A 23,121-nucleotide genomic window follows, 5' to 3' on the forward strand; every position below is an offset into this window, starting at 1 on the left:
GTTATTATCTTTCCACTAGTCATGAAAACGGAGGCATTTAAAACTTTACGATTAGCTTTTCCCATTATTATCGGAGAATTGGCTCAGATGGTGCTGCACATCATTGATACTGCAATGGTCGGGGCCATTAGTTATAAACAATTAGCAGCCGCAGCTCTGGTTCTGAATACCGTCAACATCCCGTTTGTTATCGGTATTGGGATGACTATTTCTGTTTCGCAGATGGTGTCGCTGGCTCATGGTCGTCATGATAGTCAGCAGGTTTCACATTACCTATACAATGGCTTCATTCTTTGCACCTTAACGGCTCTGCTCATTTCTCTGACGCTCTTCTTCGGGAACCATATTCTGTTTTATTTCAAACAGGACCCAGAGGTAGTAGCACTGGCGTTGCCCTTCATGAAACTCATGGGATTGTCTATTATTCCGATGTTGTTATTCATGACGCTCAAGCAATTCACCGATGGACTAGAGCTTACCCGCACGGCCATGTTTTTCTCGCTGTCGGCTCTGCCCATCAATGCCTTTCTAAACTGGTTACTCATTTATGGTAACTTAGGTTTTCCTCGACTTGAACTCATCGGAGCAGGCTGGGCGACGCTCATTACGCGGACTTTAATTTTCATCGCCATTACGCTTTATGTCATCTATCATCCTAATTTTCGGAAATACATGGCGGTTCGTAAATCACAGTGGTATCTGAGCGGAACTACCATGCGGGAATTGTTGCACATTGGCATTCCCAGCAGTTTACAGATTGGCATGGAAGCCGGAGCTTTTGCTGTTTCCGGCATTATTATCGGAACGATCAGTGCCATCGCTCAGGCCGCTCACCAGATTGCCCTGAGCTGTGCTTCCTTTACATTCATGGTATCCATGGGCTTGGCCCAGGCCGGGTCGATTCGGGTAAGTAACTCCCTGGGACGTTCCAACTGGCCGCTCATTGCCACCATCGGTAAGAGTACGCTGGTAACAGCCCTAATTTATGGAACACTTTGTGCCGTTGGATTCGTTCTGCTCCGCGATCAGTTGCCAACTTTCTTTAACAAGAACACAGAAGTATTACAGCTTGCTAGCTTATTATTACTTTTTGCCGCCGTTTTCCAGATTTCTGACAGTACGCAGGCCATCGGAGCCGGGTTATTGCGGGGCATTAAAGACGTCCAGGTGCCTACCGTCATCATCGCTATTGCCTATTGGGTGGTGGGCTTACCGCTGGGTTACTGGTTCGCTTTCCACGGCAACATGGGTGCTTCTGGGATGTGGCTAGGTTTTATTAGTGGACTTACTTTTGCTTCCGTCTTTCTGTTATTCCGCTTTTTAAAATTGTCGAAGAAGAATAATACGATCGTAGCGGCCTGATGTATAATCACAAAAGCGTGGGAGAGAAGTCACTCCCACGCTTTCAATGCCTATATTAAAAAAATTCATCCTTCGGTAGGGGAAAGACCGTTTGAGATGTCATCCTAGCAGACCATCAAACCATGAATGACAAAAAAGGGGCGGAGATCTTGACAGATCAGCAATTTCTGGAGGCCATTCGAACGGGCAATGAACGCACGTTTGAGCTGTTATTTCGGCAACAATATTCCCCTTTATGCCAATACGGATTTTCGTTTTTAAAAGACTGGGATGATGCCGAGGAGGTCGTGCAGGCCATGTTTCTGGCTTTCTGGGAAAAACGCGATTCACTAGTCATTACGACTTCGCTGAAATCCTACCTCTACCGGGCCGTTCATAATCGCTGTCTGAACCGAATTAAACATCTATCCGTTCAGGCAGAGTATCAGAGTTATGTGCAAGCCGACGGTTCCGATGTTTACCAAAGTCCGGTGCAGGAATTAATGGCCTCCGAACTGGATATTCAGTTACAGCGGGCCATCGAACGATTGCCCGAGCAGTGCCGACTGATTTTTATGATGAGTCGTTTTGAAGAATTGAAGTATCAAGAAATCGCCGATCAGTTGGGCTTATCCATTAAAACGGTTGAAAATCAGATCGGGAAAGCCCTGCGAATCTTGCGGACCGAATTAGCGGATTATTTACCCTTACTCCTTTTACTAGGCATTCACGTGTATGACTAACCATTACGATTTTTAACCACCCTTCCCAACATGGCTAATCAGGATAGTATAGATGATAGCCTACTCGGAAAATACCTGGCTGGCGAAACCAACGAGGCTGAAACTGAGCAGGTTCAGCAGTGGCTGTTAAGACACGACCCTACCAACGGGGAAAACCATCAGCGGGAATTTGACCGTCTACAGCAAATCTGGGAGTCGAGTGCCGTACTCAAAAGTCCCGCCGCCGCGGTGGATACGGAAGCAGCCTGGCATAGCGTCAAAAGCAAACTTGGCCTTCCTGCCGTTCAAACGCTCGACATAGCATCGGAAGCCAAAGTAATTCCGATTAAACGTAGAAATTTCTGGCCCGCCGCCGCTGCCATTCTGGTAGTTTTCGGATTATGCTGGTTTATGTTTAATCCATTCGGACAAGCTCCCCAGCAGATAGCTACAGCAACTGAACAGGCTTTGGAGCAACACTTACCCGATGGCAGTACGGTGTTACTTAACCGGGGCAGTCAGTTGACGTATCCCCAACGTTTTGAAAAAGGTCAGCGGGTAGTTCAACTAAAAGGCGAAGGCTTTTTTGACATCACGCCCAATCCTTCGCAACCGTTTATTATTGAAGCGAATGGCACAACGGTGCGGGTGGTTGGGACTTCATTCAGTGTTCGGGCGTATAACTCCAACGTCAGAGTAGCCGTTCGAACGGGAAAAGTACTTTTTACAGCGATGAAGAAAGAAGTTTCTCTTGTTAAAAATCAGCAGGCTTCCTTTGACTCGGCTTCGCACACCATTGAAACCACAGCCCATCTGAATCCGAACGTTTTTGCCTATAAGACAGGCAAGCTAATTTTTGAAAAAACGCCTTTGTCGGAAGTGATTGAAACGCTTCGGGAAGTATACCAGGCAGATATTCAGTTAGCTAATGATCGGATTAAGAACTGTCAGTTGAACGTCCCATTCGACACCAAAGACAGTCTGGACACGATTCTTAAAGTAATTGCGGATTCTTTCCAGTTACACATTCGTCAAAACGGAAATCAGATTATTCTGGACGGCACGGGTTGTTAATGTTAACATTTTCAGTAACCAAAGAAGCCGATGCTTGCAGCATCGCTTCTTTGGTTATACCCCTATTTTATTCTTGTGGTCTTGTGCTCTACAGCGGTCGAAACTTCCAGTTATACACCCACAAAAGAGCCCTTGCAATAATTCACATCCGATTTAATACTAAATTTTATTTGGGTAAGATGCGTTCATAAACAGATTTATTGCCCTGAACCTCAACCCCAAACAGCTCTACATACTGAACTTTGGGAATCAGGAAAGAATTCGGATCGAGCTGCACGAAAATCTTTTGCAGGTAAGACTTCTTTCCATCAATCGTAGCCAGAGCAACTGCTTTTCCCTCATTCACTTCCACACGAAAAGCTCGGTCCTTAAAAGCATTGATCTTTACTGAATACGTATCCGCACTGGTTTTGGTATGTGTGTATCCATACGCCAATTTCCATTGAATTTTGGATAGGCTTTCGCGTTGGCCCTGTTCTTCATGACGAATCCAGTAAACATCAATCGGTTTCTCAGGATTAAGTTTTTGGTTTGCTCCAATGTTTGCGTCATACATAACCGTGTTAGAGTTACGACTCAACTGAAGCGAAAACAACTGTTTGGATATGGCCAGAGGAGGCTTTCCATCCGCCCGGGCTGTGAATGAATTGACCAGCGAAAAGGTTATCAATACGAGTGGAATCAGTGCAAACTTAACCATAAGCTTTCCTGTAATAACTGTTGATTATGAATGTTTAAAGAGCATAACATTTCGGTTTTCCTGTCACGATTCTTCTTCCTTTGTTTCCATAACCGAAGTACCTGACCCTATGACCACTGACTCTGCCTTATCCCCTATTAAAAGTAGATATTTTTTATTTTTATTCAATGAAGATATTTCTTAGATTTTTACAAAATTTTCAAAACTACCTCACATGCCTCTAAATCGTCGTGAATTTCTTAAGCAAGCGGGCTTTCTAACCGCTCAAGCCAGCCTTCTTTCGTCTTTACCGGTCTGGGCCGTTTCGCCCGGTTCTGCTTTTCCCCGAACAACTCCCGAAGCTCAGGGGGTTTCTTCGGAAGGCCTGCTAAACTTCATTCAAACCGTTGAAAATGAAAAACTCAACCTACACAGTTTGATGATTTTGAGGAAAGGTAAAGTAATCGCCGAAGGCTGGTGGAAACCCTATCAGGCCGATCTTAAACATACGTTATACTCGCTCAGTAAAAGCTTTACTTCTACGGCCATTGGTTTTGCGGTGAGCGAAAAACGACTTCGGGTGGAAGACAAAATTCTTTCCTTTTTTCCTGATAAAGCTCCCACCAGTGTTAGTGCTAACCTAGCCGCCATGCGGGTGAAAGATTTATTAACCATGTCAACGGGTCATGATAAGGATACAACTGGACCCATTTCACAAACCGATGATTGGGTGAAAGCCTTTTTTGAACAACCCGTCCAGCACCAGCCGGGTACCTTCTACGTCTATAACAGCGGAGCGACTTACATGCTCTCGGCCCTGATCGAAAAGTTAACGGGAGAAAAACTGCTGGATTACCTGACACCCCGGTTATTCAAACCCCTGGACATTACCGGAGCCGACTGGGAAATTGACCCTAAAGGGATTAATACCGGAGGTTGGGGATTGAGACTCCGCACCGAGGATATTGCCAAATTTGGACAACTGTACTTGCAGGAAGGCAAATGGCAGGGTAAACAACTAATACCGGCCGATTGGATTAAGGAAGCGACCCAGGCTCAGGTAGAATCCAAAGGAGGCAATCAACCCAAAGAAAGTAACGACTGGCTACAGGGATACGGGTATCAATTCTGGCGATGCCGGCATAATGCCTATCGGGGCGACGGGGCTTTCGGCCAGTTTTGTATCGTCATTCCTGAAAAAGAAATGGTGGTAGTGACGACCAGTGAAAGTGGTAACATGCAAGGCATTCTGAATGCGGTATGGAATCATATTCTTCCCGCCGTGGGACAATTGGGGTCGGCTGGAGTACAGCAGGAATTAAAGAAAAAACTTACTTCGCTGGCATTACCCCTTACGCCGGGTTCGCCCACTTCTCCGTTAACGGCTACCCTTAGCGGTAAAAAAATTTCAGTCGAGTCGAATGCTCAGGGCATCAGTCAGGTTCAGTTAAATTTTCATGGAAAAGATTTTACGTTGATGTTGAAAGACGGTACTCGTGAACATCGCATTGAAGGAGGGATTGGCTATTGGAAGTTAGGCTCTACCAGCCTGCCCCTAACTGCCCTGAAGTTAACCCGTTCTACCTTACCTAAAGAGTTACCAACCCGCTTGGCAACCAGTGGAGCCTGGAGTGATGAGCAAACGTTTTTGATTACCCTCCGCTACATCGAATCGGCTCATTATGATACATTGCGTGTGCACATCGAAGGCGATAAGGCCACCCTTAAATTCCGCCGCAGTCTTTCCATTATTGACAACACCGAAGATAAACGCCCGGTTCTGGAAGGAAAATTAGCTTAGGTTAGGATTACGAATCTGACTTGGACTGCTTTAAGATATAAAGCCGAAAAAGCACACCCCTAATAATACAGTTGCCGTTAGTGTAGTGATGTTTAAATGCTTATTGAATTCCGCTGCCAGCGGAAAAGCTGGTCGGGTCAAAGGCGGCAATAATTGTTAGTACAACAGCTACCCCAGTAATGCCGCTGCCAGCCTTTCTGCTGGCAGCATGAGCCACTAGTAAACTCAAAACCCGACATCGAACCTATTTTAATTATCCCCAAGCAATGCTGCCAGCAGAAAGGCTGGCAACGGCAATAGATAACTCTGCTATTGAACATCTTCCAGCTATAGCCAACGTAGCCGCTGCCAGCCCTTTTGCTGGCAGCCTGAGCCACTAGTAAACCCAAAAAACTAACATCAAACCTATTTTGATTATCCCAAAACAAAGCTGCCAGCTTTTCAGCTGGCAGCAATAGGGCAAATCGATACTCTTCAAAATAACTCAGTTATGCTCAGCGTATTTCTTGAAATTATCCAGAATACGCTGCCAGCCTTCCTGCTGCATGGCGACTGGATTCGTAGTCTCTGCGTCGAACGTTTCTACCACTAGCGTCTGATCGCCTTTGGCTGAGAAAGTAATGGTCACCGTACGCTCATCTCCAAGCACATAGGCAATCAGCGACTGAGGAATTACCTCGGTATACGTTCCACTAAAGTCAAAACCAAAGCTGCCGTCTTTTGCCTCCATGCGGGATGAAAACGTACCGCTCGTACGCAAATCGTTCGTTGCCTGCGTTGTATGCCAGTCTTCAGAAGCCGTGTTCCATTGCATAATATGTTCGGGTTCGCTCCATAGTTTCCATACTTTTTCAACGGGTGCGTTAATGAGCGTTTCGATGGTTATCTTCTCAAAAGTTGCCATAGGTTTGTGTCGTTTGATACGACAAACCTACGGCAAATCTACCCTTGTCGAAGATGCTGAAAGTGCCAAAGTTGAGGCGATTTGTGACAATCACCCCTATTAGCTTTTTTTCGCAGTAGCCACAATAACGATTCCGCCCAGCACCAGCAATCCACCGATATAAGGCGGCCAGTTAACAGATTCTTTTTTATCGGCTGAGATTTCGATTGGTCCTACATCAACCACTTTTTCTTTTTTGGTGTACGAAAATCCGGTCCAGATGACCATAATGGCTCCGATTACGATAAGCCCAATTCCTAATCCTTTCATAGTGTTGAAGTTTTAGAATTGTACTCAAAAATCGAATGCCAGCTTAGTTGAAACGTGATTCACTATCTCTTTTCAGCAACCTCCCTCTAGTCATACTTCTACGATCTACCCCTGCAGTCATTGAGAAATAACATTAGCAATGACTGCATAAACTACCTTCCATTTTTCACTAGACAGAAAAAAGGAAAGCAGAAAATTTTCACATAAATCGTGAGTTTTATAAGTACACGGTCTACATCGATTGTTTTAAAACCGACCAGAACGCCTCCTGACTATATAGCACATTCCCCGCTTTCAAAACTTAAAAACTCATTATATTCGGCACCTTAATAAGCGATTCTAGAGAATCCCCATGTACATTCAAGATTTGTTACCCCTCACCTAATCCTAATTTTTCCATTTTCCCCTCATCTCATTAACGAATGACGCCTCCTTCACAAGCCCAGTGGTTCGGCCATCCGAAAGGTCTTTTTGTCCTTTTTATGACCGAACTTTGGGAACGATTCAGTTACTACGGCATGCGTGCCATTCTGGTTCTATACCTCACCGCTTCAGTTACCGGTGCGAACCCCGGACTCGGCTGGACCAATACTGAAGCACTTACTTTCTATGGCTGGTACGGCTTTAGCGTCTACATGGCCAGTTTGCCCGGCGGCTACCTCGCCGATCGCTTTTTAGGGCAGAAAAAAACCGTTTTAATTGGAGCGTTACTGCTGGCATTAGGGCATTTAACATTAGCCTTCCAGAACATGCAGGCCTTTTACGGCGGTATTTTCCTGATTGTACTCGGTGTGGGCTTGCTGAAACCTAATATTTCGACGATGGTAGGTGGGTTATACGCTCAACATGATATACGTCGGGATAAGGGATTTACAATTTTTTACATCGGCATTAACCTAGGGGCGGCGTTTGCTCCGATTCTGGTGGGCTGGGTGGCCTACCAATACGGCTGGCACTACGGCTTTGCTCTGGCGGGCATTGGCATGTTGTTAAGCCTGATTCTCTACGCTCAGGGTCAAAAGCATCTGGTAGGTGTGGGTGACTTTCTCGGCAAAAGTAGCCACGCGGAAGATCGTGCCAAACTTCGTCAGCCGCTAACTCAAGTCGAAAAAGACCGCATCTGGGTGTTGTTACTTTCTTTCCTGATTGTGGTTACGTTCTGGGGAGCTTACGAACAGGCCGGAGGATTAATGAACCTTTATGCCGAGCAAAAACCAATCGTCATTTATTGGGCATGGAAATTCCGGCTTCCTGGTTTCAGTCCTTAACGGGCTTTTTTGTTATCTCACTAGGTACGTTGATTGCTAATTTCTGGACTCGCCGGGCTTTGAAAGGCAAAGAAAGTTCGTCATTAGCGAAAATGGCCATTGGTACCATGATCATGGGTTCCGGCTTTTTCTTCATGACTGCCGCTGCTCTGCAGTACGAGCAAACGGGTCAGGCTGCCATGTACTGGCTCATTCTGGCTTATTTATTTCACGTAATAGGCGAGCTTTCTTCGTCTCCCGTAGCGTTATCTTTCATCACCAAACTGGCTCCGGCTCAATATGCTTCGATCATCATGGGAGCCTACTGGGCGGCAACCGGACTCGGCGAGAAGCTGGCGGGTATGATTGGAGCGTATTCCGAACACTGGGGCGAACTTCAGACCTTCACGGGCATTGCCATTTTCTGTATACTTTTTGGCGGATTAATTCTCTTGTTACTCAAACCACTCAAACGCCTTACACACGGGGCCGACGATGATACCTTGATAGAGTCCTGACTCAGAAAAACCTCCCAAATTCGACGATTTGGGAGGTTTTTACTTTACAGCGGCATTATTTTGAAACTAAGGCTATTCGTTTATCACATAAAAAGCGTATTTCATACAATATTTTCAACTTAATGAACCCAAAGTCCACGGTTTCAATTATTATTCCAATTGCCATGAATTAATAGTCCTGCTAATGGATACCCATTTGAATCTCCCCGAAATTCCCGCTCATCCGATGGACCTTCGGTTATCTTTCAAGCCTTTTATTAAGTACTTAACGCAACGAAAGGCTACTATTCCCGCCGGCGACGTGCAGTCGCAAGTGGTTGATTATTTACTGGAACAACTAAATCCACTTATCCCCGCCGACTCTATTGAGGAAACCTATACGCCCGATCAGCTTGAAGCCATTGCCCAGTTACTGAAGTTAAGCGTGTTGCCCATCGTGGGTACGGAGCGGGAAATTCCCTATGCCTTTGGACTCCCCATCCCACTGGAGCTTTTTCACGCTTCGGATACCTTCATCCAATACATTACCCCTGCTTTGGAAATGGGGAATGAAGAACATAAAAACCCCACGGATAAGCTTCGCTACTTTTATCAGCTGATTCTGGAAAACTGTTATACTATTCGGTTTATAAAGGAGTTAACTCCATCCATATCCTTTCAGAAAACGGAACGTGGCATTACGAAATATTACCGACTAAAGGTAAATGTCAATTTCGTAGAGCCACAGTATTATCAATCTGAATTACCCCCGCTGCAAAATGAGTGGGTGGAGTTTGCGAAAGGGTACCGCTCTTTCGAGCAAATGACTTCTACCCTACCTCTTCATTTGTTTACACTCTCTGGTTTTTGTGTGTTTCTGGTGGAAGACATTACGGAAGAAAGTTCCTTACAGCAGTTGAAAGAGGTTTTTATCCATTTACAAACGGATTCCGAAGAACTTATTTATAACCGTTTCGAGAAAGCCTTACGTGACTTGTGCGGTCTTCCTGACATTCATATCGGGTTGATGCCTTTCTTTAAGGTAAACGATACGTACGTTTTTCATCCGCAGTTTAGTAACCGAAGCGTTTTCTTCACGCAAATTCGAACGTGCGAACAGCACGGTGATTTACTTCAACAGCCTGACATTCAGAAAACCATTGCTCAGCGATTAAAGCAGCACGATCATCCACACCTGTTTTGCGATTTAAATCAATTTGCTGAACCAGAGTTACGATTACTGCATAACAACGGATTAAAAAGTTTCATGCTTTACCCCATTAAAGCAGGCGATGAATTGATTGGAGTTATTGAAATGGCTTCCGAAAACGCCGACTCACTGGGAGAAGAAGTCCTCTTTAAAGTTGAGAAAGTAGTGCCACTGGTGCGGGAGTTACTGTTGTTTCAGATTAATGAATTCAACAAAAATGTGGATCGGTTAATCCGACAGCGTTTTACGTCCCTGCAACCCGCGGTGGAGTGGAAATTCAATGAGGTAGCCTGGCAATACCTGAAAGCGGGGAACCGCAAGCCTACTCAGCCAGAACTTGCCCGCGTCCGTTTTCCGCAGGTATATCCACTTTACGGAGCCGTTGACATTCGAAACTCTTCCAGTGAACGTCACCGGGCCGTTCGGCACGATTTGAGCCAGCAATTATCCGGCGTTGAGCAATTGCTGGAAAAAGTAAAAGAGCGGGAGTATCGCCACGAGGCTTTGCTGGAATGGAATAAGCATTATCAGAATGTACTGCTACTAGACCTTAGTCCTGACGATGAAGAGAGTATTACTTTGTTTTTGATTCAGCAGGTAAGCCCCTATTTACGGCATTTGCAGCAATCTCAGAAAGAACTTCAGGAGCCAATTGAATCTTACTTCAGGCAAACCGATCCGCAGAGCGGGATTTTTCACCGGGCTCAGCGAGATTACGAACAAAGTCTGGACTGGATCAACTCGACCGTTAACAGTTACATCGAACAGGAAGAACAAAAACTTCAGTCGGTCTATCCGCATTACTTCGAAAAGTACCGGACGGACGGCATGGAATATAATATCTACGTCGGTCAGTCCATTGCTCCAAAAACCCCTTTTGTAGCGGATGATCTGCGTCGGCTTCGTTTGTGGCAATTAACGTCCATGATCGAAATGGCTCAGTTAACCCATCGCTTACTACCGCATCTGCCCCTTCCTTTACAAACCACGCAGTTGATCCTGGCTCATGCTCAACCCGTTGCCATTAGTTTCCGCGAAGACGAGCATCGTTTTGATGTAGAAGGTTCGTACAGCATTCGTTACGAAGTTATTAAAAAACGGATCGATAAAGCCGTGGTTTTGGGCAGTGGAGAACGCCTGACGCAGCCCGACCAGATTGCTCTGGTGTACATGAATCAGCAGGAAATTTCGGATTTTTTACCGCTGATTCATCAGTTACAGGAGAAAAATCAGATTGCGGCTGAAATTGAATACCTTGAACTTGAACCCGTTCAGGGACTAGTAGGCCTGAAAGCCATTCGACTTCGAATCCAGTATACAAACTCGGCCCCGGTGCAGGATTTACAACTGGAACAGGTCAGACTATAACTCAGATAATGAACGGATGAATACCTTCCTGAACTTATATAAATTAATAGCATTCTTAGGATTAGCTTTCTTCCTTTCATCGGGCCTTACCTACGCTCAGCAGACCAGACCTGATTCGGTTCGGCATCGGTTGGTATTAATTGGTGATGCGGGGCGGTTATACAAGGGGAAAAATCCGGTGGTAGATGCCGTTCGCAATCGGTATTCCTTTGACGATCCACATACGACACTTTTGTATCTGGGAGATAACGTATATCCCAGAGGTTTATCTGATTCAAGCTCGCCGGATTATGATTCACTAACAACGATTTTGCGGTACCAGGCTGCCTTAGGGCTCAACAAATCGTCTCAGGTTCTATTCATTCCAGGTAACCACGACTGGAGCAAAGATCACGCCGACGGATGGGAAAAAATCAAACGGCAGGGCCAGTGGCTTGACAGTTTGCACGCTCCCAATATCCAGCTCTTGCCCAAAGGCGGCTGCCCCGGACCGGAACTGGTGAACCTCAATGAGCATCTGGTATTGATTATTATTGATACCCAATGGTGGTTACACCCTAACGAAAAGCCGGGGAAAGAATCGGATTGTGCCTGTAAAACCCAGGATGAAGTGGTCGCCCGACTTTCGGAACTGGTTTACCTGAATAAAGATAAAGGTATTATTCTGGCTACGCACCAGCCCTTTCGTAGTTATGGCATTCACGGAGGTTACTATACGCTAAAGCAACATATTTTTCCGCTGACGGATATAAACCCCAAGCTTTACATTCCTTTACCCCTCATCGGTTCTATCTATCCGATTGCCCGGGGCGTGTTTGGAACGGTTCAGGATTTACCCAACCCTATTTACAAACACATGGCCCAAGTGCTGGAAAAGGCCCTGGAGCCCGCCCCCAACGTCGTGTTTGTCTCAGGACACGACCATGCCCTCCAACACATCGTTGATCATAATCGGAATTTCATTGTTAGTGGGTCAGGCATCAATCGGGAACGGGTAAAAAAGGGTAAGAAAGCTTCATTCGTGAGTGGCGAATGGGGTTATGTCGTTCTTGATGAATTAACGGATGGTCGCGTTCGGTCAGATTTTTATACGGTTAATGAAGCCGCCGAGGCTACGCTGGCTCACTCGGCTACACTTTTCAGGATTAACTTGACAACGCCATCAAGTTCTACTCGAACGCCCACCCAAACCTGGCCTGATTCGGTTCACGTTTCTATCGCGTCGGATTACGATAAAGTCAGCAGATTTCATCGGCTTCTTTTTGGCGAAAATTACCGAAAAACCTGGGCTACGCCCGTTTCCTTTCCGGTTTTTGACATTAACAAGGTGGAGGGTGGATTTACGATTCTCCAACGCGGCGGCGGCCAGCAAACGAAATCATTACGACTGAAAGACGCTTCCGGTAAAGAATGGGTTTTGCGAACCATCCAGAAAGCCCCCGAAAAAGCCCTTCCCGATTACCTCCGCCAAACCGTTGCCCGCGATGTCATCCAGGATCAAATTTCGGCGGCTTTTCCCTTTGCTCCGCTGGTAGTTCCAGTTCTGGCCGAGGCGGCGGCGGTACCACATGCCCACCCACGGCTCTTTTTTGTGCCCGATGATCCAGCCCTGGGCATGTATGGCGTTGACTTTGCCAATACCGTTTGCTTGCTGGAGGAACGCAATCCTGATTCGGACAAAAGCGTAAGTACGCCGAAATTGCTGGAAGCTTTACAGAAAGACAATGATAATCAGGTTGACCAACAGGCCGTTTTGGAGGCTCGACTCCTGGATTTATTGATAGGCGACTGGGATCGACACGAGGATCAATGGCGTTGGATTAGTCATAAAACTAAAAACGGGAAAGTCTATCAGCCCGTCCCCCGTGACCGCGATCAGGTCTTTTTCAAGTCTGATGGTTTATTCCCGTATATCGCTTCCCGTTCGTGGATTCAGCCCAAATTTCAGGGTTTTCGGGAAAATCTGTCCAACGTGAACGGTTTCATGTACAATGCCCGTTACTTTGATCGGCTCTTTCTGAATAACTTAAGTCAGGCCGATTGGGAAAAGACGATTGCCAAACTTCAATCGGCCTGGAGCGATGCGGTGTTTGAAAAAGCCATCCAGACCTTGCCCGATCCTATTCGCCGGCAATCGGGTGATGAAATTTTAAAAACGCTGAAAGCCCGCCGGGATCGCCTGCAAAAGTATGGCCTTACCTATTATCGTTTTTTAGCTAAAGAAGTAGACATTGCCGCTTCGGATAAGATGGAGCGGTTCAGTATTGAACACCAGAATGACGGCAAAATAGCTCTTCACATTTTCAAGATTGGCAAAGACAGTACGCTTAAACAGCAACTTTATTCCCGCCTTTTTGACCCCAAACAAACCCGCGAAATTCGCGTGTATGGACAGGCGGGCAACGATCAGTTTATAGTGACGGGAAAATCATCCCGAAAAATAAAAATACGCATGATCGGCGGACCGGGTTTGGATCGGTATCAGGTGAACGAAAGCAAAAAATGTGAAAATCTGATTTATGACCTTTCCACGGAAAATAATACGTTTCCGAGCAGTCAAAACGCTCAGATTCATACCTCGACTTCGGCCAGTATTAACCACTTCGATACGCACGCCTTTCAGTACGATCGACTCGCTCCCTTAGCTTCAGCGGGCTTTAACGTGGACGATGGCGTTTTGCTCGGTGCCGGCTTTCAGTTGACGAAGCATCATTTCCGCAAGGCTCCCTATGCCTCCATGAATCGGTTGTTAATCAGTCATGCCCTGGCCACCAACGCTACCGCCATTAAATACGACGGAATTTTCACCAACGTACTTGGGAAAAATGATCTCTGGATTAATGCTATTTTGCGAGCCCCGGATAACGTTACCAACTTTTTTGGCATTGGAAATGAAACGGCCTATGATAAAAATCGCCGCATCCGATACTACCGGACGCGTTACGATTTGAGCACGGTTGCCGTTACCTTAAAACGAAACCTGAGTCAGCAGGTACAGGTTACGGCTGGCCCGGTTTTTCAGTATTTCAACGTAGATCTTGAAGACAACAGAGGCCGCTTTCTGGAAGATTATCTAAACACCTTACCTGAAAACCGAACCTTTTTGCGGCAACAGGCCTACGCTGGGTTTCAGGCCTCGTTTTTAATTGATAATCGGAATCACCCCACCCTGCCTACCCGGGGACTGCACTGGGACACACGGGCAACCACGTTGCAGGGTTTTGGTAATGATCGCAATCATTTGAGTCAGTTTACGACAGATCTTAGTATTCATGCCAGTTTCAGCCAAAAGGCCCGATTTGTGATTGTGAATCGTTTGGGCGGAGGATTAACGTACGGAAACCCAGCCTTTTATCAGTTACAGTACCTCGGTGGACAAGATAACCTTCGCGGTTTTCGAAAGTACCGTTTTGCCGGAGAAAAAATGGTCTATCATAATATCGAACTGCGAACGAAGCTTTTTGATTTCAACTCCTATTTATTCCCGGGAACGGTTGGTTTGACCCTCTTCAATGACGTAGGTCGCGTATGGGCCAGGAATGAAACCTCCCAAAAATGGCACGATGGTTACGGAGCCGGGCTGTATATTTCACCAGCTCAACTCCTGATTTTTAATGCCTCCGTGGCTTTTTCCAACGAAGGTGCTTTACCGTATGCCTCGCTGGGTTTCCGTTTTTAAGCATAAACCTTTTACCTTACCAAAAAAATTGATGTAATGATGGAGTTGGATTTTTCTCAGGTTGAAGCACATGTCGTTCAGACGTATCAGGATCGAGTGGTCCCTGAGCTGGTCTATCATACCCTAACGCATACACGGGAAGTCGTAGCAGCGGTACATACCCTCAGTCAGCATTATCAGTTGAGTACAGAACCTTATCAGATCTTGATGGCAGCCGCGTGGTTTCATGATTTGGGTTACCTCTATGGTTCAGCCGCCGAGCATGAACAGAAAAGTGCTGAACTAGCCGCCGATTATCTGAACAAGAAAGGCTTTAGTGACTCTTTCATAGCTCAGGTTCGGGCCTGCATTTTAGCCACCCGGATGCCTCAAAAACCGAATACTTTGCTTGAAGAAATCATCTGCGATGCCGATCTGTGTCACCTGGCTAGTGCTGATTACAAAGAAAAATCGAAACTGCTACGGCAGGAAGTAGAATTACTGAAGGGCTATACGCTTTCGGGAGCAGACTGGCGAACGGCGAATATACTGTTTTTTCAGAATCACCAGTATTTCACCCACTACGCCCGCAGCATCTACCAGTCGGGTAAAACCGCCAACCTTGAACGCTTACTGGAAAAACAGGATAAAAAAGAGCAAACAGAAGTTCCTGAAAAAAAGAAAAAGAAAGATAACCCCGAACGTGGCATCGAAACGATGTTCCGCACTACCTCTTCCAATCACCTTCGACTGAGTGAAATTGCGGATAGTAAAGCGAACATCATGATTTCCGTCAATTCAATCATGGTATCAGTTGTGGTGTCGGTGCTTTCGCATCGTCTTGAAAATCACCCTTCTTTGATTCCCCCTACGGCTCTGTTTTTATCAACGGCAGTCCTTACCATCATCTTTTCCGTACTGGCAACGCGACCTAACGTTACGCAGGGGACCTTTAGCCGGGAAGACATTGAGCAGCAAAAAGCGAATTTGCTATTCTTCGGTAACTTTTATAACATGAGTCTTAAAGATTACGAACACGGGATCTCGGCCATGATGCATAATTCCGATTTTTTATACGGCAGTATGACTCGTGATATTTATTATCTGGGTGTGGTTTTAGGTAAGAAATATAAGCTTCTTCGCATTGCCTATAACATATTTATGTTTGGTTTTGTGGCTTCCATTCTGGCCTATTTGTACGTGTTTCTGTTCATTGATGAAGCGTAGAATGAATGCACAAAACTTAGTTTTATCTATGCTAATAAGCTAAGGATTAGCCGATTCAGTTCATCAATGAAAAAATACATTGTAAGCGTTGCGAAATCTATTAGATAGCCTGTTGGCCTTGTCTTCTTAACTGAATTGAAAAGTGTAAAGCAGCCCCTTCAGGTTCCTGAATACCTGAAATTGATGAAAACACAGAACAAGCCTTACCGGGTTTTCGCTGAAAGTTTACAAGTAGGGAAAATTCAGGAGGTTTCGGCTGATACAAGTTTTGAAGTCTTTTATATCAACGATAATAAGTAATGAATAGCATAACGAATCACCGTTATTTGTTAGTAGTTCAAAGGCGTATAGGTATACTAGTTCAAAACCTAATCTCTCGGTGTTTTTGTAAAATACATCCTGTGAATTAATTACGGTCAGGCCTCTGTTTTAATACTGATCCATTTTTATTACTTTACACATTCATCTGATCTATGCTAATCACTAATTGATGTGATATAGGTCTACATAAGTCAGAAAATTAGCAAATGAAAATAGAGTTAATAAGATTAAGTGTATTTTTGTCCAGTTAGTAAATAATTACTATTCCCATTTTGGGTCCTATTACCCTACTACCCCGCTCTTATAAATTTATGTCTAGCTCCTTTGTTATTCTGGTTGTTGAAGATGATGATGATGACCGCCTCTTGCTCGAAACAGCCATGCATAAGTCCAAGTTGAACTGCCAACTGGCTTTTGCCCGGGATGGAGAAAATGCTCTTGACATGCTGGAAACGATGGAGACGCCTCCTGCCCTGATTATAACTGACTTGAACATGCCTTTCATGGACGGCATGGAGTTTGTACGGGAACTCAAGAACTCTTCCAGCTGGTCTAAAATACCCGTAATCATGCTGTCTACCACCACGACTGAGTCTACGATCCGACAGGCTTACGACAATGGAGTCAGTAGTTTTATCAGCAAACCTCCTACGTTTGAAGGTTTACAGCAAGTCTGGCAACAATTATATAAGTCGTGGGTGATGCCGACCCAGGGCAGTTAAGAGCTTACGCTGGTAGATATACGTGGAAGGTAGCTCCTTTATTTACTTCGCTCTCCGCGTAAATCGCTCCACCGTGATTCTCTACTACACGCTGACAAATAGCCAGGCCAATACCCGTACCTGCAAATTCCTGTTTAGTGTGCAGGCGTTCGAATACCCCAAAAATTCGGCTGGCGTACTTAGAATCAAAACCAACCCCTTCATCTTTTACGCGTATCAGATGATAGCATTCCGCTTTAGCAGTAGGTTTAAGGGATTTTGGAAAATCCTTTTCCAGTACTAATTCAGCCGCAATACTAATACGGGGCATCTGGTCTTTTTTGGTGAATTTCAGAGCATTCGAAATCAAATTCTGAAAGAGCTGTCCCAGTTGCATCGCGTCTCCTCTGACCGTGGGCAAAGGTTCAATACTGATGATGGCACCAGACTGTTCAATGGTGAGTTCCAGCGTTTCCAGGACTGAGGCGATGATTTGCTGCAACGAAATGGTGTTAAACTCATCGGAAGGAGATATTAGCCGCGAATAAGCAAGCAGATCATTAATTAAGGTTGACATCTGCTCTCCAGCCTTATACATCCTCGAAAGCATCATCAGTCCCGATTCATCGAATTGCTGCTCGTACTTCTGACTGAGTAAAGAACTAAAGGTCTGAATTTTTCGAAGGGGTTCCTGTAAATCATGGCTAGCCACATAAGCAAATTGCTGTAACCGGTCATTTGCCAGTTGCAATTGCTTATTCAAGTCCTGCAACTCTTCGTTAGAACTTACCAATTCCTCATTGCTTGCCTCCAGTTCTTCCGTGCGGAATTTCACCACCTGCTCCAGATGTTCGGAAAGGTCACGGTATTGAGCCTCACGTTCTTCCACCTGTTGCCGGATCCGAACCTGGTCAGTTATTTCAATGACCGCAACAATTACACCCGTATGTTCTCCGATTTCATTTTTGAGTACGGAGCAGGTATAGTGGTAATAACCGGTATAGGGTTGCCCAAACCGAATCAGTTCCTGTTTTTCTTCGGGTTGAATATACGTTTCTCCTGTTGCCAAAACCTGCCGCAATCGACCCATAAGGGGGGTAACCGTCAGCTCAGGCACGACTTCCATGAATGTTTTCCCGATAATGGATCGATCCCGGCCCAGAAGCGTTAACATGCTATCATTCACCATCTGAATGACCATATTTTCGCCCATAAATACGCATTTGGCAACTGGCGAACTATGAAATATCTGTTGAGAAAATGCTTCACTGATTTCCAATTGCTGCTGGCTTACCACGGTTTGCGTAGTTTCGGTGCAGTTAACCAATACTCCTACAGGATGATTTTCCTCATCATAGATTGGACTATAACCGAAGGTCCAATAGGAATCGAGTAAAGTGCCGTATCGATAATGTGGTATGAGGAGATTTTCCATATATACCCCCTCACCCTCCAACACCTGATCAATCAGAGGCTTAATAATCCCCCAGGATTCAGGCCAGCACTGATAAGCACTTTTCCCAAGAAAATGGGGATGCCGACCACCAGCAACCAGCAGATCCCGGTAGGCATCATTATAAAATTGAATAAGTTCATTACCCCACCACACAAACATGGGGACTTTGGCATGTAAAATGAGCGGGATAATCGTTTTAAGACTGGAAGGCCACTGATCGGGCGTCTGCAACGGACAACTGGACCAGTCATAGGTTCGAATTAACTCTCCCATTTCCCCCCCGCCCTGCAAAAAGGCATAGGTCGGAAGGTCTTCATATATATTTTCCATGTATTCAGACACTGTACTTTAATAAGGTTGATCGTGTTGCATAAAATGCTAAAAATATGAACCAGCTCAGGTAGGTTCCCCTATCAAGGCTGTCCATAATTAGCAATAAGTACTTAAATAACCATATTAAATTTAAACTCAACTATATAATTTTTTATTTTAAATGAATTTTTTACATAAATAGCCTAAGAAAATGCAAGCTGCTTCTCATGATTACCTCTTGATGTAGCACTCATTAATATAGGATTTAATTTTCAATAATAGAAAAGGAGCACTCTTTCCAAATGCTCCTTTTTGTGTTATCGAAAAATACTCAGACTACTTTTTAGAGATTCGATACAGTTTCCCCTGATCCGTAATCGCGTACAAAGCTCCGTCTTTACCTTGGGTAATGTCCCGGAACCGCTGGCCTTCTTTCTCAAGGAGGCGTTCTTCACCAACCACTTTGTTATTTTCAATCACCAGTCGGGCAATGTGTGTACTGCTCAATCCGCTGATGAAAAGATTATTCTTCCACTCGGGAATAGCGTCACCCGTATAGAAGGTAATTCCACTGGGAGAAACGACGGGGTCCCAGTAATAAACGGGCTGTTCGAGTCCTTCTTTCTGCTGGATACCTTCGCCTACTTTGGGTCCGGCGTACTCGATCCCGTACGTGATTGTAGGCCAGCCGTAGTTTTTACCCGGCTCGATGCGGTTCAATTCGTCGCCACCCCGAGGACCGAATTCGGTTTCCCAAAGATCACCTGTAACCGGATGGAATGCCAGCCCCTGTACGTTACGGTGACCGTATGAATAAATCTCAGGTTTAGCATCCGCTTTTCCTTCGAAGGGGTTTCCAGCCACGGCTTTCCCGTCTTTAGTAATTTTCAGGACTTTCCCCAGACTTGAATTCAGGAATTGAGCCTGCGGACGCGTAACGGTATCTGAACGCTCACCAGTACTGACCACGAGATTTCCATCTTTGTCAATCAGAATGCGTCCTCCATAGTGTAAATCGCCTTTGTAGGCGGGGGTAGCCCGGTAGATAACCGTTGCTCCTTCAATCTTTTTCTCGTCAGCCGAAAGCTTTCCTTTCGCTACAGCCGTCAGATTACCGTCAGGGCGTTTTTCAGAAAACACCCAGTAAATCATGCGATTTTGCTCAAAATCGGGGTCTACCCGAATCCCCAGCAAACCACCCTGGCCATCAGGGTTAACGGTTGGAATCCCCGTAATAGGTTCGCTCAGTTCACCCGTCACTTTGGCAATACGCATCGTCCCTGATTTCTCAGTAATGATGAGTCGACCATCGGGCAGGCTGGTAATGCCCCAGGGATTTTTCAGGCCATCACTAATGGCTTTTGATTCGTAAGGGGTTGAAGTTTTGACCCCCGCAATACGCGTTTGTCCTTCAAAAGCCGGTTTGTAAGCTGAGTTAGGCTCCTTGGTTTCAACGGGGGCCAACGTACTATCGGCAGAACCTTCGTGCGAAGGCTTTTTTTCTGAACAGGAAGCCAGGGCTACGGCGGCAGCCAATAGAGTCAGGATAGGTTTAGTCATTTTTTTAAGGGCGTGATCTACGTTCAAAAACAAAACTATGAAACGCCTAGGCTTGTTTTCAAGCGAAAATCAGGCATAAAGGAGTGTAGAAAATAGAACTACTAAAGTAACACAACAGAATTAAAGCCGGGTTCATCAATGGAAGTAAGCTCCATCATTCTTTGATTTTCATAAAGCTTTTCTACCTTTCAAAGCTTTTCATAAATCGCTATCAAACAACTGAAATTCATACCTTTACTTATTAAGTAATAAACTTTTACTTGAGAATTAAAATCCTACTGATTCTTGATTACAGGTTACCTCACTAACAAAACCAAAGTGACAGGCTGTCACTTTGTCCCTTTGGTTAACTTATTCTTTTATATGGAACGTATTACTTCCTGGTTTTAGACGGTAACTCTTTCCTTTCCAGATGAATTCTCCTTTGATAGAAGTCTGAATAATCATCTGCCATTCCGACTCCTGTAGTTCGTAAGACACCGTAATGGGGCCTTGGGAATGCGGGATGGTCCCCGATGCTTTTTTCAGGTTACCCAAATGAGGCTCAATTTTTACTTCACTAAATCCCGGAGACTGGCTATCAATGCCTAAAACCGTTCGATATAACTCAATATTAGGACTGGAGCCCCAGGCATGACAATCCGAGCGAGACTCGTTAATATCTGACATTTCGGCCCAGGTTGTTAGTCCCATGGACAGGTTTTCACGCCATTTTCCCAACCATTGCAGATACTCATTCCCCAAGCCAGCCCGAATACAGGCTTGATGCAAATAGTACTTGAAATAGATGGAGGCAGAAGCTAGGTTATGGTCCTGTAACAGGCGTTGAGCCAGGTCTTTTGCTTCCGCTCCCGTTACAACCCCAGTCAAAATCGCCAGTGCATTACTATGCTGGGAAAATCGGTCTTTTTCCATTCGATCCGCAAAAAGCTTCCGTCGAGGCTCCCAATATTTTTGCTTAACAGACGCTTTTAATACTTCAGCCTGCTTAACATACCGACGACTGATTTCCTCATAACCTAATTCCCTTTCCAGCTCAGCCGCTGCCTGATAAGCCCATAGTAACTGTAAATCCACCACACAGGAGCTCCCATCCTTGCTTTTCGGAGCGACGCCATCATTCCAGTCGCTGGCCGTTACCCAATCCGTAAACACCCAATAAGGCAGACCCATTAATGAACCGTCTGGCTGTTGATACTGCTGGAAATAGGCAAGAATCTGGCGTACGCCGTTCAGTTTAGCTTTGATAAAAGCCTGATCGTTCCCATATTTCCAGTAATCATGCAGCATCCCGATATACCACAAGGAGAAGGTAGGAATGTACTGAGGCGTGTAAGAAGGATGGCGACTGAGGGTAACTCCCTCCGGCTGTCGGGATTGATCCATTTGACTAAGAGCCTGCTTTACTAGTCGGTCATCACCTGTATTATAAAGCGAAATCAAAGCCTGAATGCGGGCGTCGCCGATGTATTGTAACTGCTCATAATACGGACAATCCATATACGTTTCTACCGCACAAAGGCGGGCGGTGTGCCATCCTACTTTGATAATCTGCGATAATTCAGGCTGGTCACTTTCAAAATGGGCCTGATAGGGAAACGGGTAACCCGTAAACACACTGCTAAAATCCTCCAGAATGAGCGGTTCATCTTTGGTAATGACCTTCACTTCGACGTAACGAAAAGTCCGCCACTGAAGGGTAGTAAAGCGTTGTGCCGGACTTCCATCCGCTATTAAACTATCTTTCCTTCCTATGATCACTTTCCCCTCTACCTCATTACGATTCCCTTTGACGGGAAATTTCGAATACAGAGCTTCAGTATAGTGCAAGGTGATCGAAGCATCTTTTCCACCCTGAAAAGAAAGAACGGGATAAGCATTGGTCAACTCCCCCTGATCAAACAACAACGTTGCAGTAGAGTGGGCAGGAATGGTTAAGGCGGAGGCTTTCGCCGGGTAACCTTCGGGAATTCTGACACCAGCCGCCCGACGAACCTGAGCAAAACGCTGCAGCTTGAGTTCCATTTCGGGAATGGTCGCCGGGGTTAACATCCAGCCACTGACCGTCCCAAAACCGCCTTTCACATCTTTAGGCACACCGGGCATGAGTAATCGGGCAGCAGCCCAGCGGCTGTCATCAAAATCAGCGTTTCGCCAGTTTCTAAGGGCTGAATTCATCTTTACAAATTCGCCCGGACCCGCTACGTAATACGCCTGCATTTTTACTGGAATGGGCTGATAATCTGTCTGCTGAAACGTTTTCCAGGTTTCGTTCGTGTTAATTCCGGCCTCGCTCGCAGTGTTCCCCTGAATAATCAATCCCGTTCGAAGCGAAATCTGGGCCTCGGGTCGAAATTCTCCTTCATTCCAAACCTCCGCCGCAATGAGGTTATCTCCGTCTTTCAGAAGACCTGAAATATCCAGCGTTTGGTAATGCCAGTGCTGCAAATCGCCCCGAATGGGCCCCATGGAAGCCAGATTACCGTTTACATAAAGCTTGTAACGGTTATCCGCAGAAATATGAATTATATATTGCTCGGGCCGGGTGGGTAACCGAAGCGTTTTCCGAAACAGGTAGACCCCGTAACCCTGAGGAGAAATATTGGCGGGAGAAATCCAGTGAGCCGCCCAGGGTTTTTCCAGAATATCGGGATGAATGGACTGAGCCAAACCAGACGTTGCAAGCATAGTAAACCAGCCGTAAAGAATCCAGATTTTTACATTCATGTGCGTA

Annotated in this window: 17 protein-coding genes; 11 read left to right on the forward strand and 6 right to left on the reverse strand. The window is 45.6% G+C overall.

The window, feature by feature from the left end:
* The first annotated feature begins 21 nt into the window (after positions 1-21).
* The 3 genes from BWI96_RS07290 (at position 22) to BWI96_RS07300 (ending at position 3,137) form a co-directional block, all read left to right on the forward strand.
* Positions 22-1,362, forward strand: coding sequence for an MATE family efflux transporter (locus tag BWI96_RS07290; RefSeq protein ID WP_106636013.1), 1,341 nt, complete (start codon positions 22-24; stop codon positions 1,360-1,362).
* Positions 1,363-1,484: 122 nt separating this feature from the next.
* On the forward strand, positions 1,485-2,084 hold the full coding sequence (locus tag BWI96_RS07295) for an RNA polymerase sigma-70 factor (RefSeq protein WP_106636014.1): 600 nt from the start codon (positions 1,485-1,487) through the stop codon (positions 2,082-2,084).
* A 30-nt stretch (positions 2,085-2,114) separates the two neighbouring features.
* Positions 2,115-3,137: a FecR domain-containing protein gene (locus BWI96_RS07300; protein ID WP_106636015.1), complete on the forward strand. Its 1,023-nt coding sequence runs from the start codon at positions 2,115-2,117 to the stop codon at positions 3,135-3,137.
* A gap of 166 nt (positions 3,138-3,303) precedes the next feature.
* Here the strand turns inward: BWI96_RS07300 and BWI96_RS07305 are convergent, their stop codons facing one another.
* Entirely contained in the window at positions 3,304-3,837 is a 534-nt protein-coding gene (locus BWI96_RS07305; RefSeq protein ID WP_106636016.1) for a DUF4833 domain-containing protein, read from the reverse strand.
* 214 nt (positions 3,838-4,051) lie between these two features.
* Here BWI96_RS07305 and BWI96_RS07310 point away from each other — a divergent pair, with 214 nt between their 5' ends.
* On the forward strand, positions 4,052-5,617 hold the full coding sequence (locus BWI96_RS07310; RefSeq protein ID WP_106636017.1) for a serine hydrolase: 1,566 nt from the start codon (positions 4,052-4,054) through the stop codon (positions 5,615-5,617).
* Between the two features lie 484 nt (positions 5,618-6,101).
* Here BWI96_RS07310 and BWI96_RS07315 read toward each other — a convergent pair whose 3' ends face one another.
* Positions 6,102-6,521: an SRPBCC family protein gene (locus tag BWI96_RS07315; protein ID WP_106636018.1), complete on the reverse strand. Its 420-nt coding sequence runs from the start codon at positions 6,519-6,521 to the stop codon at positions 6,102-6,104.
* A 99-nt stretch (positions 6,522-6,620) separates the two neighbouring features.
* Positions 6,621-6,830 carry a hypothetical protein gene (locus BWI96_RS07320; RefSeq protein WP_106636019.1) on the reverse strand — a complete coding sequence of 70 codons (210 nt, stop codon included), beginning with the start codon at positions 6,828-6,830 and terminating at the stop codon, positions 6,621-6,623.
* Positions 6,831-7,252: 422 nt separating this feature from the next.
* Between BWI96_RS07320 and BWI96_RS22260 the strand changes: the two genes are divergently transcribed.
* The 7 genes from BWI96_RS22260 (at position 7,253) to BWI96_RS07345 (ending at position 17,080) form a co-directional block, all read left to right on the forward strand.
* On the forward strand, positions 7,253-8,098 hold the full coding sequence (locus BWI96_RS22260) for a peptide MFS transporter (protein WP_232793624.1): 846 nt from the start codon (positions 7,253-7,255) through the stop codon (positions 8,096-8,098).
* Positions 8,065-8,595, forward strand: coding sequence for a hypothetical protein (locus BWI96_RS22265; protein ID WP_232793625.1), 531 nt, complete (start codon positions 8,065-8,067; stop codon positions 8,593-8,595). Before BWI96_RS22260 ends, BWI96_RS22265 begins: the two co-directional genes overlap by 34 nt.
* Before the next feature lie 184 nt (positions 8,596-8,779).
* Positions 8,780-11,152 (forward strand): hypothetical protein, encoded by a 2,373-nt coding sequence (locus BWI96_RS07330; protein WP_106636020.1) that lies wholly within the window; start codon positions 8,780-8,782, stop codon positions 11,150-11,152.
* A 16-nt stretch (positions 11,153-11,168) separates the two neighbouring features.
* Positions 11,169-14,831, forward strand: coding sequence for a BamA/TamA family outer membrane protein (locus BWI96_RS07335; RefSeq protein ID WP_106636021.1), 3,663 nt, complete (start codon positions 11,169-11,171; stop codon positions 14,829-14,831).
* A gap of 36 nt (positions 14,832-14,867) precedes the next feature.
* Positions 14,868-16,037, forward strand: coding sequence for a Pycsar system effector family protein (locus BWI96_RS07340; protein WP_232793626.1), 1,170 nt, complete (start codon positions 14,868-14,870; stop codon positions 16,035-16,037).
* 135 nt (positions 16,038-16,172) lie between these two features.
* A complete protein-coding gene (locus BWI96_RS21500; protein ID WP_157830251.1) occupies positions 16,173-16,337 on the forward strand; it encodes a hypothetical protein in 165 nt (54 codons plus the stop codon).
* Between the two features lie 332 nt (positions 16,338-16,669).
* A complete protein-coding gene (locus BWI96_RS07345; protein WP_106636022.1) occupies positions 16,670-17,080 on the forward strand; it encodes a response regulator in 411 nt (136 codons plus the stop codon).
* 4 nt (positions 17,081-17,084) lie between these two features.
* Here BWI96_RS07345 and BWI96_RS07350 read toward each other — a convergent pair whose 3' ends face one another.
* The 3 genes from BWI96_RS07350 to BWI96_RS07360 form a co-directional block, all read right to left on the reverse strand.
* Positions 17,085-18,845 carry an ATP-binding protein gene (locus tag BWI96_RS07350; protein WP_106636023.1) on the reverse strand — a complete coding sequence of 587 codons (1,761 nt, stop codon included), beginning with the start codon at positions 18,843-18,845 and terminating at the stop codon, positions 17,085-17,087.
* A 318-nt stretch (positions 18,846-19,163) separates the two neighbouring features.
* Positions 19,164-20,387 (reverse strand): PQQ-dependent sugar dehydrogenase, encoded by a 1,224-nt coding sequence (locus BWI96_RS07355; RefSeq protein WP_106636164.1) that lies wholly within the window; start codon positions 20,385-20,387, stop codon positions 19,164-19,166.
* A 351-nt stretch (positions 20,388-20,738) separates the two neighbouring features.
* Positions 20,739-23,114: a family 78 glycoside hydrolase catalytic domain gene (locus tag BWI96_RS07360; RefSeq protein ID WP_106636024.1), complete on the reverse strand. Its 2,376-nt coding sequence runs from the start codon at positions 23,112-23,114 to the stop codon at positions 20,739-20,741.
* Positions 23,115-23,121 lie beyond the last annotated feature (7 nt).

Origin of the sequence: Siphonobacter sp. SORGH_AS_0500 (assembly GCF_002838835.1) — a bacterium.
GTDB lineage: Bacteria > Bacteroidota > Bacteroidia > Cytophagales > Spirosomataceae > Siphonobacter.